The organism is Pantoea sp. UYEF8 (genome assembly GCF_040546285.1).
GTDB classification, from domain to species: domain Bacteria; phylum Pseudomonadota; class Gammaproteobacteria; order Enterobacterales; family Enterobacteriaceae; genus Pantoea; species Pantoea brenneri.
In genome coordinates, this window is record NZ_JBEPNM010000001.1 from 667,895 (window position 1) to 689,599 (window position 21,705).

At 52.6% G+C, this 21,705-nt stretch carries 32 protein-coding genes; 2 read left to right on the forward strand and 30 right to left on the reverse strand.

The annotated features are described in order from the left end of the window. Positions 1-64: 64 nt before the first annotated feature. Positions 65-820 carry a DUF4236 domain-containing protein gene (locus ABIB18_RS23760; protein ID WP_502922705.1) on the forward strand — a complete coding sequence of 252 codons (756 nt, stop codon included), beginning with the start codon at positions 65-67 and terminating at the stop codon, positions 818-820. On the opposite strand, the gene ABIB18_RS03325 is transcribed toward ABIB18_RS23760, so the two are convergent. From ABIB18_RS03325 to ABIB18_RS03415, 19 genes are read right to left on the reverse strand one after another with little or no spacing between them, the layout of a single operon-like run. Continuing rightward, entirely contained in the window at positions 813-1,766 is a 954-nt protein-coding gene (locus ABIB18_RS03325) for a hypothetical protein (protein WP_354473647.1), read from the reverse strand. The two genes, ABIB18_RS23760 and ABIB18_RS03325, sit on opposite strands and share 8 nt — an antisense overlap. After that, entirely contained in the window at positions 1,763-2,098 is a 336-nt protein-coding gene (locus tag ABIB18_RS03330) for a hypothetical protein (RefSeq protein WP_354473648.1), read from the reverse strand. The genes ABIB18_RS03325 and ABIB18_RS03330 overlap by 4 nt, the downstream gene beginning before the upstream one ends. 9 nt (positions 2,099-2,107) lie before the next feature. Continuing rightward, positions 2,108-2,914, reverse strand: coding sequence for a phage baseplate protein (locus ABIB18_RS03335; RefSeq protein WP_354473649.1), 807 nt, complete (start codon positions 2,912-2,914; stop codon positions 2,108-2,110). Then, the gene (locus ABIB18_RS03340) at positions 2,911-4,842 is read right to left on the reverse strand and encodes a phage tail tape measure protein (RefSeq protein ID WP_354473650.1); all 1,932 of its coding nucleotides are present in this window, start codon (positions 4,840-4,842) and stop codon (positions 2,911-2,913) included. Before ABIB18_RS03340 ends, ABIB18_RS03335 begins: the two co-directional genes overlap by 4 nt. Then, on the reverse strand, positions 4,829-4,981 hold the full coding sequence (locus ABIB18_RS03345; protein WP_279809495.1) for a hypothetical protein: 153 nt from the start codon (positions 4,979-4,981) through the stop codon (positions 4,829-4,831). Before ABIB18_RS03345 ends, ABIB18_RS03340 begins: the two co-directional genes overlap by 14 nt. Positions 4,982-4,995: 14 nt before the next feature. After that, positions 4,996-5,409, reverse strand: a complete 414-nt coding sequence (locus tag ABIB18_RS03350; protein ID WP_354473651.1) for a hypothetical protein — start codon at positions 5,407-5,409, stop codon at positions 4,996-4,998. 3 nt (positions 5,410-5,412) lie between these two features. Continuing rightward, positions 5,413-5,844, reverse strand: coding sequence for a hypothetical protein (locus tag ABIB18_RS03355; protein WP_279809497.1), 432 nt, complete (start codon positions 5,842-5,844; stop codon positions 5,413-5,415). A 10-nt stretch (positions 5,845-5,854) separates the two neighbouring features. Then, positions 5,855-7,360 (reverse strand): DUF3383 family protein, encoded by a 1,506-nt coding sequence (locus tag ABIB18_RS03360; protein ID WP_354473652.1) that lies wholly within the window; start codon positions 7,358-7,360, stop codon positions 5,855-5,857. 3 nt (positions 7,361-7,363) lie between these two features. Next, entirely contained in the window at positions 7,364-7,849 is a 486-nt protein-coding gene (locus ABIB18_RS03365; RefSeq protein WP_354473653.1) for a phage neck terminator protein, read from the reverse strand. After that, positions 7,846-8,202, reverse strand: coding sequence for a hypothetical protein (locus ABIB18_RS03370; RefSeq protein ID WP_354473654.1), 357 nt, complete (start codon positions 8,200-8,202; stop codon positions 7,846-7,848). Before ABIB18_RS03370 ends, ABIB18_RS03365 begins: the two co-directional genes overlap by 4 nt. Next, positions 8,195-8,662 carry a phage virion morphogenesis protein gene (locus ABIB18_RS03375; RefSeq protein ID WP_354473655.1) on the reverse strand — a complete coding sequence of 156 codons (468 nt, stop codon included), beginning with the start codon at positions 8,660-8,662 and terminating at the stop codon, positions 8,195-8,197. Before ABIB18_RS03375 ends, ABIB18_RS03370 begins: the two co-directional genes overlap by 8 nt. Positions 8,663-8,672: 10 nt before the next feature. Further along, the gene (locus ABIB18_RS03380; protein WP_354473656.1) at positions 8,673-9,035 is read right to left on the reverse strand and encodes a DUF4054 domain-containing protein; all 363 of its coding nucleotides are present in this window, start codon (positions 9,033-9,035) and stop codon (positions 8,673-8,675) included. A 14-nt stretch (positions 9,036-9,049) separates the two neighbouring features. After that, positions 9,050-10,015, reverse strand: a complete 966-nt coding sequence (locus tag ABIB18_RS03385) for a major capsid family protein (RefSeq protein ID WP_354473657.1) — start codon at positions 10,013-10,015, stop codon at positions 9,050-9,052. Positions 10,016-10,018: 3 nt separating this feature from the next. Then, positions 10,019-10,510 (reverse strand): structural cement protein Gp24, encoded by a 492-nt coding sequence (locus ABIB18_RS03390; protein ID WP_354473658.1) that lies wholly within the window; start codon positions 10,508-10,510, stop codon positions 10,019-10,021. Positions 10,511-10,512: 2 nt separating this feature from the next. After that, positions 10,513-11,658 (reverse strand): DUF2213 domain-containing protein, encoded by a 1,146-nt coding sequence (locus tag ABIB18_RS03395; protein WP_354473659.1) that lies wholly within the window; start codon positions 11,656-11,658, stop codon positions 10,513-10,515. A gap of 3 nt (positions 11,659-11,661) precedes the next feature. Beyond that, positions 11,662-12,513 (reverse strand): phage head morphogenesis protein, encoded by an 852-nt coding sequence (locus tag ABIB18_RS03400; protein ID WP_354473660.1) that lies wholly within the window; start codon positions 12,511-12,513, stop codon positions 11,662-11,664. Continuing rightward, positions 12,455-13,813, reverse strand: a complete 1,359-nt coding sequence (locus ABIB18_RS03405; protein ID WP_354473661.1) for a phage portal protein — start codon at positions 13,811-13,813, stop codon at positions 12,455-12,457. Before ABIB18_RS03405 ends, ABIB18_RS03400 begins: the two co-directional genes overlap by 59 nt. Then, complete coding sequence (locus tag ABIB18_RS03410; RefSeq protein WP_354473662.1) at positions 13,813-15,042, reverse strand: PBSX family phage terminase large subunit; 1,230 nt, start codon at positions 15,040-15,042, stop codon at positions 13,813-13,815. The genes ABIB18_RS03405 and ABIB18_RS03410 overlap by 1 nt, the downstream gene beginning before the upstream one ends. Beyond that, positions 15,039-15,473, reverse strand: coding sequence for a terminase small subunit-like protein (locus ABIB18_RS03415; RefSeq protein ID WP_354473663.1), 435 nt, complete (start codon positions 15,471-15,473; stop codon positions 15,039-15,041). The genes ABIB18_RS03410 and ABIB18_RS03415 overlap by 4 nt, the downstream gene beginning before the upstream one ends. 121 nt (positions 15,474-15,594) lie before the next feature. On the opposite strand from ABIB18_RS03415, the gene ABIB18_RS03420 reads away from it, so the two are divergent. After that, positions 15,595-15,921: a hypothetical protein gene (locus tag ABIB18_RS03420; protein ID WP_354473664.1), complete on the forward strand. Its 327-nt coding sequence runs from the start codon at positions 15,595-15,597 to the stop codon at positions 15,919-15,921. A 103-nt stretch (positions 15,922-16,024) separates the two neighbouring features. Here the strand turns inward: ABIB18_RS03420 and ABIB18_RS03425 are convergent, their stop codons facing one another. The 11 genes from ABIB18_RS03425 to ABIB18_RS03480 all read right to left on the reverse strand — a co-directional run bounded on the left by ABIB18_RS03425 (position 16,025) and on the right by ABIB18_RS03480 (position 21,375). Beyond that, positions 16,025-16,546 (reverse strand): KilA-N domain-containing protein, encoded by a 522-nt coding sequence (locus tag ABIB18_RS03425; protein ID WP_233988621.1) that lies wholly within the window; start codon positions 16,544-16,546, stop codon positions 16,025-16,027. A 390-nt stretch (positions 16,547-16,936) separates the two neighbouring features. Continuing rightward, the gene (locus tag ABIB18_RS03430; protein ID WP_354473665.1) at positions 16,937-17,206 is read right to left on the reverse strand and encodes a hypothetical protein; all 270 of its coding nucleotides are present in this window, start codon (positions 17,204-17,206) and stop codon (positions 16,937-16,939) included. Continuing rightward, complete coding sequence (locus ABIB18_RS03435) at positions 17,203-17,457, reverse strand: DUF2644 domain-containing protein (protein WP_191921319.1); 255 nt, start codon at positions 17,455-17,457, stop codon at positions 17,203-17,205. The genes ABIB18_RS03430 and ABIB18_RS03435 overlap by 4 nt, the downstream gene beginning before the upstream one ends. After that, positions 17,457-17,996, reverse strand: a complete 540-nt coding sequence (locus ABIB18_RS03440; protein WP_354473666.1) for a glycoside hydrolase family 108 protein — start codon at positions 17,994-17,996, stop codon at positions 17,457-17,459. The genes ABIB18_RS03435 and ABIB18_RS03440 overlap by 1 nt, the downstream gene beginning before the upstream one ends. Then, positions 17,993-18,190 carry a hypothetical protein gene (locus ABIB18_RS03445; protein WP_354473667.1) on the reverse strand — a complete coding sequence of 66 codons (198 nt, stop codon included), beginning with the start codon at positions 18,188-18,190 and terminating at the stop codon, positions 17,993-17,995. The genes ABIB18_RS03440 and ABIB18_RS03445 overlap by 4 nt, the downstream gene beginning before the upstream one ends. 38 nt (positions 18,191-18,228) lie before the next feature. Next, positions 18,229-18,642 carry a hypothetical protein gene (locus tag ABIB18_RS03450; RefSeq protein ID WP_354473668.1) on the reverse strand — a complete coding sequence of 138 codons (414 nt, stop codon included), beginning with the start codon at positions 18,640-18,642 and terminating at the stop codon, positions 18,229-18,231. A gap of 398 nt (positions 18,643-19,040) precedes the next feature. Continuing rightward, positions 19,041-19,808 carry an antitermination protein gene (locus ABIB18_RS03455; protein WP_354473669.1) on the reverse strand — a complete coding sequence of 256 codons (768 nt, stop codon included), beginning with the start codon at positions 19,806-19,808 and terminating at the stop codon, positions 19,041-19,043. Beyond that, a complete protein-coding gene (locus tag ABIB18_RS03460; RefSeq protein WP_191921323.1) occupies positions 19,798-19,923 on the reverse strand; it encodes a YlcG family protein in 126 nt (41 codons plus the stop codon). The genes ABIB18_RS03455 and ABIB18_RS03460 overlap by 11 nt, the downstream gene beginning before the upstream one ends. Beyond that, positions 19,920-20,543 (reverse strand): recombination protein NinG, encoded by a 624-nt coding sequence (locus ABIB18_RS03465; RefSeq protein ID WP_354473670.1) that lies wholly within the window; start codon positions 20,541-20,543, stop codon positions 19,920-19,922. The genes ABIB18_RS03460 and ABIB18_RS03465 overlap by 4 nt, the downstream gene beginning before the upstream one ends. Beyond that, complete coding sequence (locus tag ABIB18_RS03470; RefSeq protein ID WP_354473671.1) at positions 20,536-20,820, reverse strand: hypothetical protein; 285 nt, start codon at positions 20,818-20,820, stop codon at positions 20,536-20,538. The genes ABIB18_RS03465 and ABIB18_RS03470 overlap by 8 nt, the downstream gene beginning before the upstream one ends. A 267-nt stretch (positions 20,821-21,087) precedes the next feature. Then, entirely contained in the window at positions 21,088-21,375 is a 288-nt protein-coding gene (locus ABIB18_RS03480; RefSeq protein ID WP_354473673.1) for a dATP/dGTP diphosphohydrolase domain-containing protein, read from the reverse strand. Positions 21,376-21,705 lie beyond the last annotated feature (330 nt).

A 21,705-nucleotide genomic window follows, 5' to 3' on the forward strand; every position in this document is an offset into this window, starting at 1 on the left:
TACTCATAATTAAACCGGCATAGATCGGGCCTGCATACTTGTTTAACACACAGCAGAGGCACCTATGGGATTTAGATTTAGAAGGCGTATTAAGATTGCCCCGGGCGTTTATATCAATGTTGGGAAATCGGGAATAACCAGCGCAACCATTGGCAAGGCTGGCGCATCGTTAAACGTTGGTAAGAAAGGGACAAGAACTACTGTTGGCTTGCCTGGCACCGGCATGTCTTATACAAGTGACAATCTTAGCGGCGGTAGCAAATCCACATCTAAATCAAGAGCAGATAAAAATATTAGTCAGCCGGATGCTCGACTTGGTTTTTTCGACGATTCAGATACGAGTGAACAGGAACCCATTCAGGATAAACAAATAATGAGCAGAACTTTAACAAACAAAGAATATCGAAAACTTTCAAGAAGCGAACAAAAAGCATTTAAGAACGCCGGAGGAAAAGTAAAATTCTCTTCTGGAGAGAAGGTATTCATAGCATTTGTTGTCATGGCTGGGATTGGCTGGCTCCTGGATCGCCATTCCCCAATAAAAACACCAGAAGAAATCGCCGCTGAAGCAACCAAGGCCAAAGTGGACCGGGCTATGTTTGATTCAGGCAATAACTGTGTAAAAGCGGCAAAAAATCGAGTTAAAATACCTGAGTCATTTGATTATAAACAACCCGCTGTTATCGCCCTTCCAAATGGGAACGGTTATCAGGTTATGCTGCCATTTGAATCGAAAAATGCTTTTGGTGTGTCAATTCCGGCTATGGCAGCATGTGTAACTGATACGAGCGGAAAGCTCAATTCCATAAAAATTAATTGATAGCTAAGTAATTACCGGCTGGCTGGCATACAACCTTCTGTGTCCATGCCTGCCCGGTGTACTGCCCATTGGTTTCAATCTGGTAGATTTTATAAACCCCGTTCAGCTCGGGGTTTGTCACGCTCTCCAGAGAGCAAAGCCCGCCAATCCGGAGTAATGGATTGAGCTTTGTTTCGAAGACGATCTGCCCTTTCACCTGAGAAACTAATGTGCTGGAGTCAACGTCTTCTTTGCTGTTTCCGCCTGGGTCAGTTACAGGATTGTTAGTTGGAGTTGGCTTCTTCTGGTTCCCACTCGCCTGTGCGCTTGCCTTAGTCGATTGAGGGGTATTGAGCAGCCCACTCCTGGCATTCACTACCGGTATGTTGCCTGATACCACCTCATTCGATTTCAGAATATTGAGGCGCTCATCTTTGATAAATAGCGCCTCATCAGGAGACAGCATGTCAGTTAATATTTTGCTCGAACTGCCAACAAGCACTTTCGGCCTGATTAACTGCTGCATGCCAGTTACAGAACCTTTCTTCGTGTTTGGCATATCCTGCAATACGGCATCAACCACCTGGTCTTTACCGCGTACGGTGCGCGATGTGAATGCATTGATATAGTCGTGACCGCCATCCTCACATTCAAGCGTTACGATATGGATCGGGCCTTCTCGTTTCAATGCACCACTTTTCACTGACCCCTGAAACACCTGCCGCAACTTTTCGTTATATCCAACCTCCAGTCTCACAGGGATATATTTTTTATCATCCTCAGCCTTAACCAGCTGTAGTCGGGTAGATGGTTTTAAGCCGTTTATCGATACCGTCAACTTGCCAAGTGCTTTTCTATCCACAGACTCAAGCGCTTTGAATGAAACCGACATTGGCGGCTCTATAATTACAGCCTGATTGCCAATGCCAACCGTCAGGCGGTAGTCACGATAAAATGTCTCCATCATGGGACATCACCTCCGCGCACCTCGGTCATCTCTTCTGGTGTCACCAGGTACATCTCACAGCGACCTGTAGAGAAATCATCAATCCTGTATGGGTCAATTCCAGAGTTGTCTGTTGCGAGAATGACTATATCAAACGGCCAGTTTTTATGACGAAAGTGCAGCGTTCCCAGCGATAGCTTTACGCCATCAATAAAGTCACCGTTGTACTCCATGCGCATCTTCCACATCTCTACAGGGGGAAGATGCCGGATCGTCATTACCGCCTCGCCGCGATCGAACAGCAGGACGTGGCGCTGGGCAGGCTCATCAGTGATGTTAGATATAAGGTCCATGCATAGTCCTCAAAAGAAACTCTTCACCGCACCCACGAGTGCTGTTGCCAGTGATTTTGGTGCCTCTGCCTCATTGGCCTTGGAGTTATCAGCTGGCGTCTGAGCACCTTTATTCGACACTCCCGTCGTCTTGCCTTTGGCTGCTGCAGATGGTGATTTGAAGTAACGACTGATTGGCGTTGTGGTCAATTGTGTGAAGCTAATTTTCGTGAATGTTGCCTCAAATCTGGTTTCCATCGTCTGATTATCAGTGCTCAGAGTAAGTCCGCTAAGGGCCATGTTCTCGTGCGTCCTGTAATCAACATCAACAGATATCAGCTGTTTGCCATAATAAATCGCCTCAATGAAATCAAGGAACTGCTCACGCAGTCCTTTAGCGCCCCCGGTGGTGGGGTTGCCAACCAGTCCGAACAGGTCAGCGCCTTTATCGAACAAGCGTTTTGCCTTCAATACCCTCTGCTCCACCCGGTCGGCAATCTCATTTATTTTCTGGAGTTGCTGCTGTGTTTTCGCCGGGATGTATTCAATGACCTCCCCAACCCGGGAATAGTCGGGGATGATGCCGAATGACTCTCCCGGTTTAGCATCAGCATACACATCGGAAACCACGCCGCTGATTGTGATCACAAGAGGGCCATTAATGATGTCGTCAGATGCGTTACTGCCATCTTCCAGCACATCGACGGGAACCTGTGACGGGTATTGTGTTGAGTCGCTGACACGGGCAAACATCGCAAATCCACCGATGCCAACGTTCTTTACTGTGGACTTACCTGATTCCTGGGCTTTGGTGAAACCGTCGAGAATATTAATCATTTTCCACCCCGCCCAAAGAATCGCTGCGCCTCTTTCTGCTGCTGCTGGCTGCTATCCACCACGGCATTACCTGCAGCCACTGCATCAGGAGCTGTGACGTACACATTCTGCCCGAAACTAAATGAATTGCTTGAAGACCCGCCACCTGTAGAATATGCCAAATTACCGTTTAATCCCGGGTTGCCGTACGGGATGCCATTATTCCCGCCGTAACCACCTGCACCCCCAGCACCTTGCTTTTCGTCATCACCAAACCCGAAAAAAGACTTAGTGGCAGTCCAGGCATTTGACGCTGCGTTGCTGATGGTGTTGGCGATGTAATCACCAAGCCCAGCAAATAAAGCTTTCACCCAATCAATGAAAGTGGTGAATGGCTTCTTCCATAACTCGACGGTGTTGGTGAATATTTTTGAGACATTAGCCCACGCACCTGCGAAGTCTTCGGTGACCAGCTTCCAGAGGCCAGAAAACAATAGCTTCACCCACTCAACAAATGCTGTGAATGGTTTTTTCCACAAATCAATGGTGTTGGTGAATACCCCAGAGGCATCCTCCCACGCGCCTGTAAAGTCCCCAGTCACCAGTTTCCATAGCGAGGAAAACATCCGTTTTACGTTTTCTACAGCAGTGGTAAAAATGCTTACGATAAATTCCCCAGCGTCGCCGAACACGTATTTAATCGCGTCACCAGTGACGCCGAACGCGCCCTTTATGAACGACATCAGCGAATCAATGATGTTCTGAGCGTCATTAATCGCATCCTGAAAATCACCAGTAAACGCACCAGTAACCAGGTGCCAAGCTAATTTAAACGTGGAGATGATCGCATCAGCCAGGGGTTTAAAGCTATCTTTGGCATAATTGATGAAGTCAGCCACGGCGGCCTTTGCGGCCTTTAATGCCGGGACAATATCGATACCCCAGTTATCTCTGAAGAAGTCTGCAATGACGCTCTGTCCGCCCTGCATTGCTGTGATCAGGTCATCAACAGCAATAACAACACCTGCAATCGCTAAAGTAATGAGCAATACTGGAGATAAAAGCACACCCATCACTGCCGCCAGTCCACCGGTAACTAACCACCATGCGGCAAATGCTACGGTGATGGCTTTTACTATTGGCAGTAATCGATGAATCATTCCAACTACAGAGAAGATTATGTCGCCCAATCTTGAAAGTCCGTTCTGAATTAAATCCTTGTTGGCTACCAGCGCGCTTACAAAGTTATCAGCAAGGTCTTTCAGCACCGGCACAAATCCGATCGCAACCTGGAACCTGATACTGTCAAACCCTCTCCCGAGTGTGGTCAGCGAGTCGTTGTAGGCAGCGAACTGATCCGCCTGGTCTTGCGTCACAATACCCAGTGCCGCAGCCTTTTCCTGCAACCCCTCAATTTCATCGCCGGTCAGTGATAGCAGCTGTACCATGGAGCGATCGATGCCCATCTTATCGAGCACTGAGAATTTCTCAGCCTGACTCATCCCATGAAGCTTGTCTGCCAGTTCGCGGAATATCACGTCAGAACTCTTAACCTGTCCGTTCAGGTCTTTGAACTGAAGACCGAGCCTGGCCGCTACATCCTTCGCCTCCCCCTGCCCGGTAGCAATGAATTCACCTACGCGCTTGGTCATCTCACCGAGAGAGGCCTGCAGAGCATCAACGCTGGAGCCATTCACGGAAGCGGCATAGCCGAGGCTTTGAATGGTTTCAACGGCAATGCCAGTTTCACGCCCAAACTGCACAATTGGGTCTATCGAGTCGCTGATGTTGGTAACCCATGCAGCAATCCCGCCCGCTGATGCTGCGATAGCGGCCCCCATTCCAGCCAGAAGTCCAATGGATGTTTTCAGGTTGGCATTGAAGTTTTCCTGCGGTGCAAGGTTGCCGATGAACCCGAATTTAGTGATGAGCTCATTAACGATCGCCATTGCGGGATTTCTCCATTTCATAATGCTGAATATCAGCACTGATGTTCTCGAACTCCAGCATGTCCAGCAGTTCGGGTGTATCCAGTTTGATGAGCTCTGAGTACGAGCCGTACCCGGCCTTTGAGAGCGCCAGGTACATACTCATGTCATCGCTTACGTTCGAGGATTTAACGTAAATTTCTGAACATCTGGAGCTTCTGAACGTGAGTTCATATTGCTCCCGCCCATAAAAGGCAGGCTGATAACCTGCAGTGCCGTTGTGATCAGGATGATGTAGTCTGCGGGGTGCGATTCGAAATGGTCAGGCTGCTTGGAGAGCTGGACGCCATCAAACAGCACGTAATCAAACATCACCCGCTCAATCTCTTCGAAGCGTTCAGTATCGAGGAACTCCAGAGACTGCCGGCCAAGCTCACTGGCAATGCCGGTAAAGAAGGCGAATACTTTGCGGCGCTTCTTGTGTGTCATCGCTGAGAACTCGTACCGGTTGCCGTTAATCTCTGCATAGCCGTCATCGTAAACGGCCCGGATCATGTCCAGCGCTTCTTTCTGCTTATCTTTTGACATGGCTTATACCTTGCGCACAGCGTTACGGAACTCGATGGTGTATTCCATGAGTGCGTTAGTGTCCTGGTTGTTTTTGGTCTGCGTTGGCTGGGTCGTGATAGAGCCGACCTGCAGGTCGTAGGTCTCTTTCAGCGCTGCGCCATCACGCACAAATGATTCCTTAACCGAACCATTGAAGATGACAGGGATGGCCGCGTTACGCTGCTGATTAAGCCAGATGTCGTCGTTTGAAAACTTCTGCACACGCATCACCATGACATGCACTCCGGCATCCAGCCGACGAGCGACGGTAACGCCGTTCTGTGCGCTGTTTGCCCGACTGGTCAGGGCGTTGGATGGCGTCAGCGTGATGTAATCACCCGCTGCGATATCTGTGATGATCCGCCCGTTCAGTACGATAGTGGCGGTATCTGCGCTAATAACAATCTGTGACATTTACCGGCCCCTATTTATTGAAGTTGATGATGATGTCGGCGCTGTGGATAGCTCCGGCATTCTTCACGGCCACCTGAATAACAGGCGATTTGCGCTCCTGTCGGTCAGCGGTTGACTGATCAGCCAGATCGCCAGCCAGCACATAGAAGCCCTCCTGCTCGATGTTGCGCAGGAACATTTCACGGTCACCGAAGAAATCAGGCAGCGTCCAGGTGCCGGGGCTGAATACTCCAGCACGCACAAACCCTCGGGTGGTTTTTTCCACACAGTCTTCCAACTGGTCTACGCCGTAATAGGTCTGCGGCACTTTGGTTGGCGTGGTTTTAAGGAGGTTGAAGGAGTCTGTCTGTACCGCGTCAACGTAGGCCATCAGGTTGTAGACGTTGTCCACAAAGTCATTTGAGCCACTGGACAGGACGCACGGCACGTCTTTAATCGTGGTGTAGATGTCCAGGCCGATGCGCTTGGCCTTGTCGATTTCGGTCTGCGAGTATTCCTCAGCAGGAACGCTCAGCGTTTTCAGGTGCATGGTAATGGCTGTCCGTTCACCGTTAAAATTGACGGTGTGGGTGCGGGCCATATAGCTTACCCCCATCTTGCGGTTATTTGACTTGCTGAACAGCATGCGGAAATTGGTCTGGCTGGCGAGCGTTACAGCCCACGCAGGGTTAGCCGGGTTAACTTCCAGTGCGTCACTGCCAGTAAATGTCTCATACACAATGACGGCGTTGGCTTTCGCCCAGCCCGCAATGAGTGGCACCTGTGCATCAAGGATCTTATCGATGAAGCTGACGCCCTTGATATTAACAACCGCTTTTAGAGCGCTCAGTGCCTCCAGTTGTGTTTCAGGATCAGCCTGAACCTCAGCCTTACCCTTAACTTCCACGGCACCTGAGCCAGATGCAATGCCAATAAGCCCGGTGATATACGTGCCGCCAGCTGCTGATCGTGTGGGCTCACCTACAGTTGACGTGTCACCTGTGGTTTTGCTGGTGATGACAATTCGGTAGCCATCAAACTCGACTGACGCAACCTGCGGGGTAATTTTGGCCTGAATCTGCTGAACCACATCTTCCATGGTTGCTGCGGTTGTTCCATCAATGCCGGTGATTTCATGGTTTACGCCGTCTACCTTGATAGCGAACGACCAGTCGGCATGCTGTCGCAGGGCCGGCAGTACTGAGGCTTGTGAAATCTCAGAGCCACGCAAATAACCTGCTGTAGCCGGGAGGGTGTCGCCAGCTGCATTCCAGTATCCGATAATCAGCGTGCCGCCAGCAGCAACCGGGTTAGGGCTCGTGCTGAAAAATTCGTTAGCAAAAGCGGCCGTATCAGATGACGCGCCCCAGTCCTGCTCAACGGCAGACGGTGACTTGTATGAACGCCAGCGCTCTGCTGTGCTCAGTACGCCGGACTGGCTGGTCATGATTGCGCACACGTTGATGTTATCCCGCGCAGCTGCCCGCCCTTCTTCCAGAAGCGTCACATTGATGACATTGTTAATTGATGCCGACATTTATTAGTCCTCTAAAAATTGAAATTGCGGCGTGTCGATACGCAGCGTCTGCACGTCATGCGCCGGAGCGTACTGAACGTTGAAACTGAGGTGAACGCGGTTGCCGTGTGTCTGGCCAAGTAACTGCCCCACATCGGTGATATTCGATACGGCCATGATGGTCAGTGCGTTTTTGCGCCTGAGCTCATTGGCTCTCTGGCTCTCGCTGAGCATCATGAATGCCTCGGCGTTGGTGTAGGCACTGGCGCCGTAGAATTCCAGCACCACAGCGTGACTGACGGATGCCGTGTAGGTAGTCACCTCGGTTATGCCATTGAAGCGATGCCCGCGGGCCAGCACCGTCTGCGGGAGTGAGCCATTGACGACGATGTAGCTCGTCTCGAAATCGCTGGCTATGACGTTTTGGCGATCGAACTTGATTAACTGCTCGTCATAGGCCAGCAGGTCGCGCACAAAGCGCGCCACGGCTATCAGGTGGGGTTGTCTCATGGCGTTGGCACCAGTAACGGGAGTTTGGTTTCCTCCGCGATGACTGCGCAGAAGGCGTAATCCATATAGTCGGCCGGTGACACGACTTTGTAGTCACGCCCTCCCTTCTCAATGAACTGGCCCACTTCGATTTTTAGCCGCGCATGCACGAGGAGATACTCTTTCGACCAGTCCAGGCTATCGAGCGTCAGGTTCTCTTTGTTGGCGCTCTGAACCACCGCAAGAATGTCAGCACTGGTCACTGTCACGACTGGCACGAAATCGACTGTCACCTCTGAGCGGGTTTTTAGTTTGACGGGAATTTCCCAGCCAATCAGCGCATCGGTCATGTCAAGGTCAGATAAATCACTCACTTCGAACCTCCCATGTGATAGCGCCGCGTAACTCGCCGGTGTCAATCAGTATCCCCGATGAACCTTTAGCCTCTTTTGTCTCTTCCTTGATGTCAGGCCATGTGCCATAACCGCCAGTTTCGAAGGCCTTAACGCTGATATTTCTTGCGACTATACCGATCAGATTCAATGCGGTATCAGCATCCTTCTCCCCAGCCCCAACAGCTGCAACTTGCGCCTGGATGGCCCGGTTTATTTCGGACTTTTTAAGCGTGAATGGAGCCCGCAAGAAAGAACGCTCGTCGAGGTTATCCGTGCCAAACTCATGAGCTGCACCCACTTCAATGACAGAAACTCCGCCAGCATATTTTTTGTCTGCCACTTTCGATGCGGGGAGACCAACGGCGACATGCTTCTTTTTCATCGCCTGAAGGTTTCTCAGATATTCGGTAGCGGCTTTCAGGGCTTCTTCAGGTGTCATGTGGTAAACCTCACCGAATTGCCAGCACGTGGACGCCAACCAGCTTGCGTAGGCGGATGTATTCCTGACCGTAGCCGCTAGATGCGTAGCCATCGTGATTTGCACCAAAACCGGCATCAGGTGACGAGTAGCTGACAGAAACGCCCGCCACGGACCTGCTGGCGATCGTCTTCATCGGGTTACCGTTGGAATTGCCGGAGACTGTCAGCGCGCCAGATACAAAGAGCAGATGAGCCGCTAATGCAGCCTGACCCTGTTCATACAGGCGGCCCCACACTTTGCGGCTCATCTGGTTTGCTGCATCTTCAAGAGCGCCGCTGATGCGGGCTGGTGCGGTGCTGGAGAATTCGGGGTAACGGTCAGTGAATTCCATGCTACCCCCTTCTGTTACTGCGGTGAGGACTTGTAATCCACGTACACAGCTGACTGCGGCTGCTTCCACATGGCGCCGCCGAACGCTGAGCGATAACCGCACTCATACGTCAGCAGGTCACGGGCGCGAACCGGCAGCAGTTCCGGCATGTGGACTTCCATCTCAAGGTAATCCGCCTCATAGGTGTAAATCACCATGCGCGTCTTGCCTGTTTTGATGCCCACTGCATAGTTACTTGGCACCTTCACGAACGTGATGCTGAATGCCTCGTTACCTGACGCTTTACGCAGCGCCGCCATGATGCGATCCATAGCCGCAACCGGCAGCAGGTCGGTGCCAACAATCGCCGAGTTAGGATCGAACTTCTGCATTGCCAGCATGAAATCACTGGCGTCCATCGCGATGTGCGTTGGCTGGATGCGGTAGCCCGATTTCTTCCATGCAACGTTGTAGGCGTTAAGCACCAGCGCAACGAACTCAGCAGAGGTCATATCCGCAATGGTTTTGTTGCCCGCGTCAGTGATTAGCTGCACGGCGGTGCTGGTTAGCAGGCCTTCCTGACCTTTCACACCCTGATGGCCGACGTAACCGGCATACTGAATAGTTGCCAGCGCGTTAGCGTACAGGTCATCCTGCTTTTTGGTCTGCAGGCTGATGTTCAGGCGGGCGATCTTCTCCAGCTCCTGCTGCGTCCAGGTGGCTGCTTTAGCCCACTGGCCCACAGGGGCCTTCATCCACTCGATATCGCTATCGATGGTTTTCAGGCTGTTGGTTTTATTGCCAATGATGCCGTCTTTTACTGAGCCGACAACCTTAGAGACGCCGAAATCAACGTATTCGAGGGCAAAATCCAGACCCTCTTTGATCGGCAGCGCTTCACCGATGTTAATTTCAGGCAGCTCGCGCTCCTGCAGAGTGGTATCGCGCTCGGTCAGCGCTTCCTGCAGTACGTTTTCAAAATCTGCGGTTTCCATTGCCATTTCTTATTCTCCCGCCGCTGCCGGCGCTGGCTGCTGTACATAACCCAGGGTGATCGCCACGCAGTTGTTGCCTGCGCTCACATCTTCAACCCAGTAACCCAAATCGATGTTGCCGGTTGCCTCGCTGGTAACCTTGCCAGCGTCCGCACCGGTCGCAACGATGTACGCCGTATCGCCGCGCACGAAGTCCACGCCGTCAACCGTCAGCGCGCCAACGCAGTCACCGTGTGAGAAGTGGCCGATGTTGGCGGTCTTGTTCGCAGGGGCTGCGTCGCCGTAAATATCGCGGACCACGATGCCGTGAATGCGCGTATCAGCTGCCAGAGGCATGACGCCGCCTGCCGGGTTAACCGCAACAAACGTGCCGTATGCCAGCGGCGTATCAGTCAGGTTCTCTTCGCCCCACACCTTGTCGTTAGAGCTGGACGCGCGCTTGATGGAGCCTGGTTGGATGGTGCCGTCTGCACCGTCCCAGTCCGTGTATCCGAATGCCATGATTATTTACCTCCGAGGCGCTGGGTGGCCGTTTTAGTTGGAGCGGGCTTATTGTCGTTAAACAGGTGAGATCCGATGTTGCTGCGTGATTTGGCCGTAGCCTGAATCGCTGCATACGCCGCCCGGACTTCGCTGTCGGTCATTGCTTTAACCTGCGCATCGTTGAATGCACGGGTGCTGACCAGCACGGCAGAGCGAACGGCGCGGGCTGATTTGGCGTCGTTGAAATTAACTTTCGGGAACCGGGCTTTGGCGTCGGTCAGGGTTGCCTCGGTTTCACTGTCTGCCTGCAGGGCTGCCAGCTTATCTTCCAGCTCCTTCACCTTGTCTTTCAGGTCAGCATTCTCGGTTTCGAGCGCGCTGATTTTCGCGTCTTTGTCATCGCTGCCGGCGGTGTCCGGATCTGCATCAACAGGAGACGTAACGGTCATGCCTTCGAGTTGTGCCTTCAGTTCGGCCAGTTGTGACAGAACCTGCTGAGCCTGAGCATTTGCCTCATCGGTTCCCTGAGCGTTTAAATCTTCGAGGGCTTTTTCCAGCGCGGAAATCATCCCCACAATCTCATCGGGCGTCAGGCTGGCGCCGTCTGCGTCTTTGAGCTTTTTACCCTTCAGGAAACTGAGGGCGTCGGTTAGTGTTTTGAACATCGGCTTACCTTTTTTGTCGTTTAACTTACACTGAGGCCCGTAACGCCCCTCTGACACGCCCGCGACGTGATTGCCGCGAATGTTGATGTGGTAAAGCTGCCCGCCCCGGTCAATCAGCTCTGCGGGCTCATAGCCAACCGAAACTTCCCGGATGCCTGTCTTCTCCAGTGCCTCAATCGCCGCTGAGTCAGTCAGGAAAACGTCGCACTCCACCTCATCACCATTGATGCGGGTGTTAGCGATGTGTCCTGAAGCTTTCTCTTTGTGGTCGTTCGCGTTCACTGCGCCATCGTCTGGGTGCGTCAGCGTGAACGGTAGGCCGTTGAATGAGGCGAGGGTTTCTGGTTTGGAGAGCTCATCGAGCGTGCGGGTTACTGTGATCTTCTTGTTGGCATCGCTGCCGGTTAACCCCAGCTCATGCCCGTAATATTCAATCGGACCGGCGCGGGTTATCGTCGCAGTGGTAATTACGTACCCCTGCGGTGTTCGTTTCCATGTCATGGCTTATTCCCACGCTACGTAAGGGAGAGAAAGGCACCGGCACTGGTAATCCTCGCCGGGGTTGCCCTCATACGCACCGATGCTGCTGCGCTTCTTCCATGTCTTGCCGCCGTCATCGGAATAGACGGTCGGATCGGAGTATTTGCAGAGTTTGCCGTTCAGGGCGAAGTGACTGTCACGCTCGCGTTCATCTCCTGTGCCGCTCCACTCGTACACGTCCAGCCCCAGCGCCTGACTGCGCGCTTCTGTCAGCTGTGAGTTGAGCTTTGCAGCCTGGTCGCGGGCAATGAAGCGGGCGCGGCTCAGAGAGACGTTTCCGCGCTCCTGAATGATGCCTATCAGGTTCTCGCTCCGGCCACCTTCGAGCAGGTTGCCAAACACCTTCTCCCCGATGTCGTTGATGAAGTCCGTCTGGATCGACGTAATCAGCTCAACGTTTTCTCGGACTGCATCCTCCATTCTCTCCCTGACAGCGCCGTCACCCAGCATGCCGGTGAGGTCGATACCAAATGCTTCTTTGTAGGTGCGCTGCGTCTGCTCTTTGTTCTGAAGGTTGGCCCTCCGAACAAGCCCTGAGGCTATGCGGCTGGCTATCTCGCCGATTGAAATGCTGGCGAGCCGCTGCATGATACGGGCGAGTCTGGCGGTGATTGAAAGCGGGTTTTCGTCTGGTGCGTCAGTAAGCGTTGGCCTTTCCAGTTCCTCCGTGACGATCTGAGTCATGCTGCTGATGAACTCTGATAGCCGGTCCCGATACCACACCTCAGCGCGCTTGCTGGGTGTGGGTGGCCGCATCTTACGCCGCCGCGGCTTCCGGCGGCCCTGCTTGCGCTCCAGGAGTTGTTGTAATTCCATAGTTACCCCATGAGCCGGAATCTGCACCACCGCTGACGATGCCCTGAATTTCTTCCTCGGTTACCGTCTTCAGGACGCCACGGGCAATCATCTCCCGAAGAGCAATCTCCTCGGTCAGAATCTCGCCGGTAACAAGCGTGTTGAAGCCAGTCGCATACTGGCTGAAGCGCGTTGCCTCTTCCGTTTCGTTGATGCTGTCGATTGACGGATATTCGTAGGTTATGAGTTCAGTAACAGCCAGCCGATCGAGGAGGAACCTGTCAGCGAAATCCTGCATCGGCCGCAGGCGTGTTTCCTGCATGCCGTTGATGGTTTCGTAATAGGCTTTGTTATCCTCTTCCCCGCTGCTGAACCCGCTGGCAGACTGCCCGAACAGCACCGTGATAGGCCTGTCGAGCGCGCCAGCCAGTACGGTTGCCATCTTGGTGATGACGTCAGACAGCCCGGCAAACTGAGCGTTCTTCTGCTCATAGCGCCCCTGCGCCTCTGGTGTGCCTGCGTCAATCAGCAGGAGGCCGGTAGATGATTTCGTTTCCTTCATCACCCGCGCATAGTCCCGCACCTGCTGCTCCTGACCGGCGGCGATCTGGTTGTTCATGCCAGGCACAAACAGCACGTCAACATTAGCTTCCTGAATGGTGTCACCCGTGCTCAGGATGGCTGTGTCGAATGTCTTGATGTGCTCATAGGGCGCCTGCAGGTCAGATGTGCCGAATTTTGCGCGGTCTTTGATGCTGTGCCGGCCAAGCTTTGTCCGGTGGCACCGGGTATGGTGAAAGCGCAGCTGTTTGTTGCCGATGTCTATCTGGTAGGTCAGCGGCTCACCAAAGTAAGGTGAGCTGACATCAGTGATGACGTTGCTGTCCGGCGTGTACTCCCCTTTGCGGAACACCAGAAACTTGATGATGTCCTCTGATTGCAGATTGACCTCACTGGCGATCAGCTCGTCAGAGCAATCGGTGACAGCCACAATGAGCGAGTCGCCCATCAGAGACGCCCAGCTCAGCGCATCGTTGAACACCTGATCCAGCTGAAGCTCTGCCTCAATATCTTCGATGCGTTGCACAAGAGTGCTATCCACGTCGCCTGAAAAGGTGCGCGGCAGCTTCAGCATGTCGGCGGCCGTCTTATCGATGTACTTCTTCACTACCCACGACTTTTTGTACATCGCGAGCAGCTCTTTATCCGGCACATCGGGCTTAGTGCTGCTGTAGCGCACGGCGCCGATTTTCTCCCCGAGGGATGTCATTAAGCTGACCAGGCCATCACTAAGACGACCAACAATTTTTTTCTTCGTCATTACATGATGTCCCATACCGTAGAACGGCCTTTGATGTGCCCGTCGAGGCTATAGCGGATCGCATCCCAGCAGTGCTCATATCCGTCGGCCAGTTTCGGCAGCACCTCGCCGGTGATTCGGTCGGTTTTGTATGACCACATGCGGGCTTCCCGCGCTACGTTCTTACAGCGAGGGTGAATGATGATTTCATCGAAGCCACGCAGGTGAGCTATGCCATCTTCAACGCTTCCCTGCCATTTCTTTGCGGCTGAGATATCGAATCCTTTACGCCGCAGGTAGCTTATTGTCTCAGGGCGCGCAGAGTCAGCCTTGATGGGCCAGTCACGCGAACCGGGGACGGAGTCATACAGCGCTGGCATGTGATCGAGTTCCGTCTGAAGTCCGTACGCTTCATATTCGATGTACAGCCGGTTATGGAGAATGAAGGAGCGGATCAGCGTGTTGGGGTCTTTCGCAAAGCCAAAGTCGCCACCAAAGAAAAGCCGCTCTGCTTCTTTCCACAACGTATCCGAGAACTCAGCAATGCGGTATTTACCGGCCAGCACCTGCTTATCAGAGTTTTCGAGATAGGCGCCATCCCACACCCAGGCATACGTGGCAGGGTCGAGACGGCGCTGATCGTTAAGACGCTCACCTTCCAGCACATCGGGGAACCACGGGTTGTCGGTGTAATTCATCTCGACAGTGATGCAGTCGTCGCCAGCCTCTTTCCTGAATCGCTTATCTGTGGCGCTGCCGTCACGCTCCGGGTTCCATGTCACCCAAATTTCCGAGCCTTCTTCACGAACAGTTGGACTGAGCTTCTGCCAGGCGATTTCACTCACCGATTCAGCTTCGTCTACCCAGCAGAGCAGGATTCGGGCTTTTGATTTTATGCTATCCAGGTTATGGCGCAGGCCTGCAAATACGTAGCTCACGCTCTTATCAATCGTGCGAATGTACTTCTCGCCAATATCGAAGTGAGCCGCAAGCCACGGAACGCCGAGTATTGCCTGCTTCACTTCCTGCATGCTCGACTCTTCCAGCGAGTTCATGAACTCGCGAGCGCAAAGGATTACGCCGCTCTCCCTGTTCATCATTGCCTGATATGCCTTAATGGCTGTCATCATTGCGAACGTGCGCGTCTTGGCACTACCACGCCCACCGTGTGAGCAGCGATAGCGCTTACCGACCGCAGTGAACAGGGGTGCTAGCTTTGCGGGGATCGGGAGCTGAACGGCGTCACTCATGATTTCGGCTCAACAGGCAGCAGCTGGATAGTTGTAGGCTTGGTCGCCATGGTGCCATCAGATGATCTGTGGTCGATTTCCTGGCTGACTTTATCGCCGTACTTCTTCGGGTTCATCCGGGCTAGCGCCCACTTGCGAGTATCAATACGAAGCCGTGCTTTGCCAACCGCAGCGGCTTCCTCGGCAACGCTGTCCGCTATATCGAACATCTCTTCGAAAATGGCGTCGGCGCGGGTTTCTGTGGCTTTCGCGTATTGGTCGCGAAACTCATCATGTTGCGCAAGCCAGCGGAATACAGTCGCCTTGTTAGGCATTCCCTGTCGTTCACAAACTTTGCGCAGGCTTTCCCCATCGGCAAGCAGTGAACAGATGTCAGCAGCCACCTCTGGTAGATAGTCAGAAGGGCGGCCAGTTTTAGATTTGGTCGCCATATGCATAAATTCCTCTAAATATTTAACGAGACTTGCCGATTTTTGGATAGTGTTGGTAACGCGCGCTCCCATTACTTAGGGTGCGTTATTTTGTGTTTTTAATTTTCCATAGAGGTAGAAAATGCAGAAGGACTTCTTATTAACCTACTCGGTAGGCAATAAATACCCACTAGACGAAGACCGCGAAAAGGCAGATAAGGTCAGGAGGGATATCGCTCAGTTAACTTGCTGGAAAAAGCTCGATAAAGTTGAAACGACTTTTTCCGGAAGCATGGATATTACTGGCGCAACTGATTCTGATAAAAAATCCAGCGCCAAAAGAAATGTCCGCGATCAATTCATCCCGATATTATCCAAGCATGGCGCGAAGAGTTTAGACGTGACCATTTACTGCGCAATAATGATTGCCAGCGTGGATGGAGTTTATGAGTTTGAAGTCGAGAATTAACTTTACTCATTGAGCGTTAACGTTAAGGCGCACTCGCAAATGCGCCTTGTGATGAAAGCCGTTGTGAAAGAGGCTCTCGGTCGACGCAAATTTGCGTTGGCTGTCAAACTGCGATATCCAGCGTGAGTTGTAATTGTTCGCGCCAGTATTCGACATTCGCCTCAATAGCGGGCTTATCCCACCTCCATCGTGCCATTTCACTTGCGCCAGCACTCACCTTCGCCTTTCTCGCATCACGGATTCGGCAGGCTTGCTCAAACTTCTGCTGCTCAGTCAGCTCACCGCGAAGCAGGCTATCAATATGCAGGTCACACCACACAGCAAAGCGGGCGTCACACCAACGGGCGAATGCAACTGAAAGCTTGGGATGCAGCCAGGTACCACCGCCCCTATCCTTTCGGGCTCGGCTGGTTTTTACATACCTCGATTGTGAGGGATGTAAAATCTGCGACTCTTCGCCGCTTAGCGCCTCATCTAAAGCTCGGATGTATTCAAGAGTTTCCGCCAGGCGCATCCAGTTATCGATGCGCTTGCCAAATCTCTCTGCTACGCCAGTAACGTTGATCCATCCTTCAGTATTGAAGCGGACGGCTTCACCTTTGTAATTCAGTGGGACAATGTTCATGCGGTAGTCCTATAGAAAGTGAGCCTGTCGCACAGAGAAACTCGCCCCAGAGAGGTCCGCACCTATACGGGTTTCTCTCAGGCTCGCTTTCTGTAGGCTCTGGGTTGTTGTTTGCGCGTGCGAGGCGCATAAAAAAGCCCCGCACAATGGCGAGGCTGATGTTGCCTTGTTAGCTGGAGTGAATCTTCTTGGGGTTTGTCACTTTCTGAGGCTGCTCTTCACTTCGGCGGTTTAGGTTGAGTAGCCCTTCATTGGGTCACCGTTCCGCAGTTAGCTTTCCACGTCTTGTTGTGCGCGAGGATGGCGCGCTTGGTACGATCATCCATCGTCATGATGTCGGCTTCGGTCACCAGAATTGGCTTAACCCAGGCGCAGGCGGTATCAACTACCTCAACCCTTGTTGATCCATTCTCTGCGCAGCTCGTCATCAACATCAACATCAGACATGCGGGTAACAGTGTTTTGAACATCGGATGCCTCTTTGGCGGTTTCGGTCTGGCGGGTAGCAACTGCCTGCTGGGACTCAATAGCGGCTTTGGTTTCTCGCTCAGTAGCAGAGGCTTCTGCTTTAGCCTTGCCTTTGGAGTGACCAATACCGAAGGCCGTCATAATGGCAGCTGCAATGACACCGATAATGCCGAGGATGTATTCAATGCTCATGGCTTAGCTCCCGGGTCAATTCCTGCATCCAGCTTTTGCTCGCTCAGGTCTTTGTCAGATGCGATTTTCTTCGCACCGATGTATCCGGCTGTTGAGAAGCCGAAATAAGCGATAAAGATTGCTTCGCTTAACTCGCCTTTGTAAGCCTGCCAGATGAGGATGCCGCTACACACCAGAAAGCCCAGAATGGCCTGTGTACGGCTTAGCGAGATGTTGCCACTTGAACCGCGCAGCATGCTTAAGGCGTCCATCAGATTTCCACTCTCTCAAACCAGCCGTATGCGAACGTCTCGTTAGCCACTCTGGATTCTGCCAGCTCAATGTATCGCGCGCCCTGCAGGCTGTTCAGCGCCTTTAGCATCACCTTTTCACCATCCCGGCTGCGGGCCGAAAGGAATGATCGCAGTGCAGTGATAGTGCGCGGGCCAATCTGACCGTCTGCCATGATGTCGGCGTAAAGCTTGCCCTGATTGTTGAATACGTTCAGGGAACGCTGGAGAAACTTTGCGGCCACCGATGGCCCCATATTTACTCCGGTGTCGGTTAGCTCTACAGCAATCGCATTATTGACCTGAGATACCTGGTCGAATCGCGGTCCGACCCAGTAATCTGATTCAAGAATATTCAGAGCCTGAGATCTGGTGAGGCCTTTCATGTCACCGGTGTAACCGTGCGCCCTGGCGACAGCCTGAGTGATACCCCAGTTGGTTGGGCCGCCTTTGTCTGCGGGGTTATTAACGTAACCACCTTCTTTTCCGAGGATGGCGCTAAAGATTTCGTCTTTCGTCATTTGCCCTCATCCTCTTTCACAACCTGCTTTAACTCCTGCTGAGTCGGGAGCTGGTCTACCTGCTTTTTGATTTCGTTAACAACCCGGTCGCGGGCATCTGATTTAGCCAGATATTCACCACGAAAATAGAAGTAGCCCGACACGACGCCGCATGCGTAGATGCCAAACGTAGTCGCCAGGATGACGACGAGCATTTGCCAGGTTATTACGGGGTCGCCATTTTTATCTCTAATCATCGCGATACCCTCAATTCGTTACGCATCTCAGCTATCTGAGCTACGAGATTCATGTTTGATGTGGTCAGCTCCCTGACCTGAGCTTTCAGACTTTCGTTCTGCTCCTCCAGGTGCTTCTGAGAGCTTTCGATTATCTGCAGGCGGGCCTGAGTGTCAGCGATCGTCTTCCAGTACTGTCGGATGGTTTCATCCTTCGCGGCATTGTCTGCCCTGAGCTCAGAATTAGTCCTCTCCAGCCGCTCGATATACTTTTCCTGCTTATCGAGCATGTCGATTTGCTGGTTATCGTTAGCGTTCTTTGCCCTGTTGCTTATCCAGTACCGGCTGAAAGCCAGCCAGCCATTAATGCCTACTGACAGAGCGCCGCCCAGCCCGAGGAGTATCTCTTTTGAGAAGTATTCTGCTGCCATAGCCGTCTCCGGCAACCCGGTAAGACCGGCCTATTGCTGTTAGAAGAAAAGATCGCCCGCTGCCACACAGGAAAGGGTGAGAGTCGAAGTTGATTGGGAGGGGCGATAAACGAGAAAGGCCAGCTCTTTGGCTGACCTTTGAAATAGTTTAGTGGTGTTACTTATCCGCTAGAGGGTATGAGGTGAATCTTATCCCCTGTAGCGGGTAGAAATAAAAAAGCCCCGCCGACTGGTGAGGCCGCGAGGCTCTTTGGCATCCACATTATCAGTGATGGAACTGACTGGATTAAGTTAACGCGTCAAACAACAGCGCGCAACTTCAACTGTTAGGAATCATATCCCTGGATTCCGGAAAAGTAAATAGCTCACGATAAAATAATGAGCTATTTCCGATTGCGCTATCGAGTCACATGATTAAGGGCAGCGTTAGCCCATGATTCTTCAATCTCCAGCTTACCTATAAGTTGCTCGTAGAATGCTTTCCCGCTTTTCTCCCACGTAGCCAGGCTAACAGCATCGGTCAGGCAAGCAATAGCTCGGTAAGCATCAGTTGATGGGGTCCTCTCAAAGCCTCGTCCTCCGCACTGCTTGCAATCCCCCATAACCGGAACACCCTGCTGTTGAGTTTCTTTACGCAGAACTGCCCTTCCGCGTCCGCTACAGTCACGGCATGATGACGAGACTACCCCCTTCCCTCTGCAGGTTTTGCAGATGACGCGAACAACCTCTTTCACGCTTCGGGATGATCCGCCTGATAGCGGTGATTTCATGGTGAACACATCCGCCTCAATAAACCCTTTCGCCTGACAGCATTCGCAAGGCTTGACGCTGGCAGCGCTGCGGAAATAATCCATGTAGGCATAAGTTGCGAGCGTTTGCATAACGGCTGGCTTAATATCTGTGTCTAACTTGCGCAAGGCGGCAACCTTATCGCAGGTACTCAAAGCATATTCAGTTAATAACGATACGGCGCGTCGGGCGTCGTTATCGCTTACTCCAACCTTACCCATGAACGCACTGTAACCCAGTGGAGCGCGACTCTGTGTCATCCCCATAGCTGCCATATAGTCAGTGCCAGATAAAGCATCTGAGGCTGTTGCAGGCGGCATACCGGCAAAGCTCGCTGTCTTCGCAAAATGATATTTGACTGTTGCTTCAAGCCCCATGTTTAACTCCCATCATTTTCGCCATGTTGTGAATGATCCGGTAATCAACTGCAAAGCCGCCGCGCCTTTTGTAGATGCGGAGTTTCTGCCACTTTTCTCTGAGGTATTCGGTCATGCTGCATACTCCATCTGACGTTTACGCAATTTCTCGTAATGTCGTGCCCGGCGCGTGAATATGGATTTCACTCGCTTCAGGTACTCGATATCGAATTTGCGAACGGTGTTGTCATGCTCGATTCGCTCGACCCTGTGCAGGCCAAACTTCTCGATGAGGTTTATTCGGTAGGGGATCAGGTTTCCTGACAGGTCACGATTGCAGTGAACGCAGCCAGCATTGTTGTTGAACACATTGAAGCGGAGCCATGGTGCCGCGCCTCGCGATCGGTAGTGACTGGCGTCTACTGCCCCGCCCCGCACTCCGTAGTTGAGTGGTTTGCCGCAGGCTATGCATGGGTCGCCATAGTCGCGCCAGAAGATGAACTTATTAACCGCTGCCTGAGCCTCTCTGTTCCACTCCGATTTACCCTTTAGCCTTTCCCTTCGTTGCCGCAAATCATCGCGCTGTAGGCGTTCCTGCTTGCGTTGCTCACGCGCAGCATTACGCTCATCAACCTGTCGGTTGAATTCCAGGGCACATCTGTAGTTGTGGCAGACTTTCTGGAGAGAACTTCGGGGGATGTATTCGGTAGTGCAGATGGGGCATTTCTTCGGCTTAGGCTTGATGCCTTTAGCCATGCGTCAACTCCTTCTGTTGCTCGTCTTCGTGTTGGAAGTCGTCACCGTCGATTGGCATGAGTTTTTTGCTAAAAATCAGGCCGGTTAAATCACTGGGTCTACCATTCGGCAAAATCATTTCCTTATCGACTTTAACTTTCCATGCTGGGCCAACCTCTCCCGTGTATCGGCTATTCAAAATGCCCCAGTACTCAACCAGCTCTACAACCCTGCCAATGTTTTTCGGTACTGGCGACGATATGACAATTGCCAGCCCGCCTGCCTTTAAATCAGCCATTATCTTCCCCTCCGCACATGTTGAAGTTTGCGTCTTTCATCCAGCCTGCAGCGCAGGTATCGCATGCATAGGTTTCCTGCGGCGAAAGGAGCTGAGGACAGCCAACGCAAACAGAAGCACACTGCTCGCCATCGCCAGTAGGCGGACTTGATTGGCTGGTCCCGTTCGTGTTCTTCATAGCGGTAATCTACCTCGCAATTTTCGCAGTTAGCCCCGTAGTGATACTTGTCTTCTGAAGTGAGTGTTATGTGACAGCGGCAGCAGCGTTCACGCATGGGGTTGCTCCTCATCCAGCCAGAGAAGAAACAGGAGGCAGCAGATTGCGTGTGCTAGGTGTGGCAGTCCGCTTTCGCTATCGTCTTTCTCTCCACTCCACCACGCGGTGACGTGACGGATAGTCGCATCGAAATATCTCGTCCTGGTATCAGGAACAGTCTTCCAGTTGTCCGGCGCGTATTTCTTAGCTCCGAATTCCAGCACGTCGATAACCGACCTGATCGCACTCATAGGCACCAGACTGAACCGCCACTTACCGGCGTCATACTTTGTTGTCATGCTCAGCTCCACATTGGGTTTTTAAACTGCCTGCTCGGTATTGGCTCGTTCCGGAACGTCGGCAGCAGCGCGCTGACCAGCCACAGACGTGGGTCGGTTGCGAGTGTCTTCTGAGTTTTGATGTTGCGAGAGGCGTAGCGGGAAAGGAGTTCGGCGGCGGTGTCGGTGTCTACAGGGTCATGCACGAACCATGTCATTCGCATGAGCACCTCTGACGGTTGATAACAGACTGTCCAGCATCGCCATGTTGTAGCTGATGCCAAATCCAATGCTGAATGCGCCCATCCGATACTGGTAGTCATGGTCCGAAATGCCTAACCGCTGACGCTT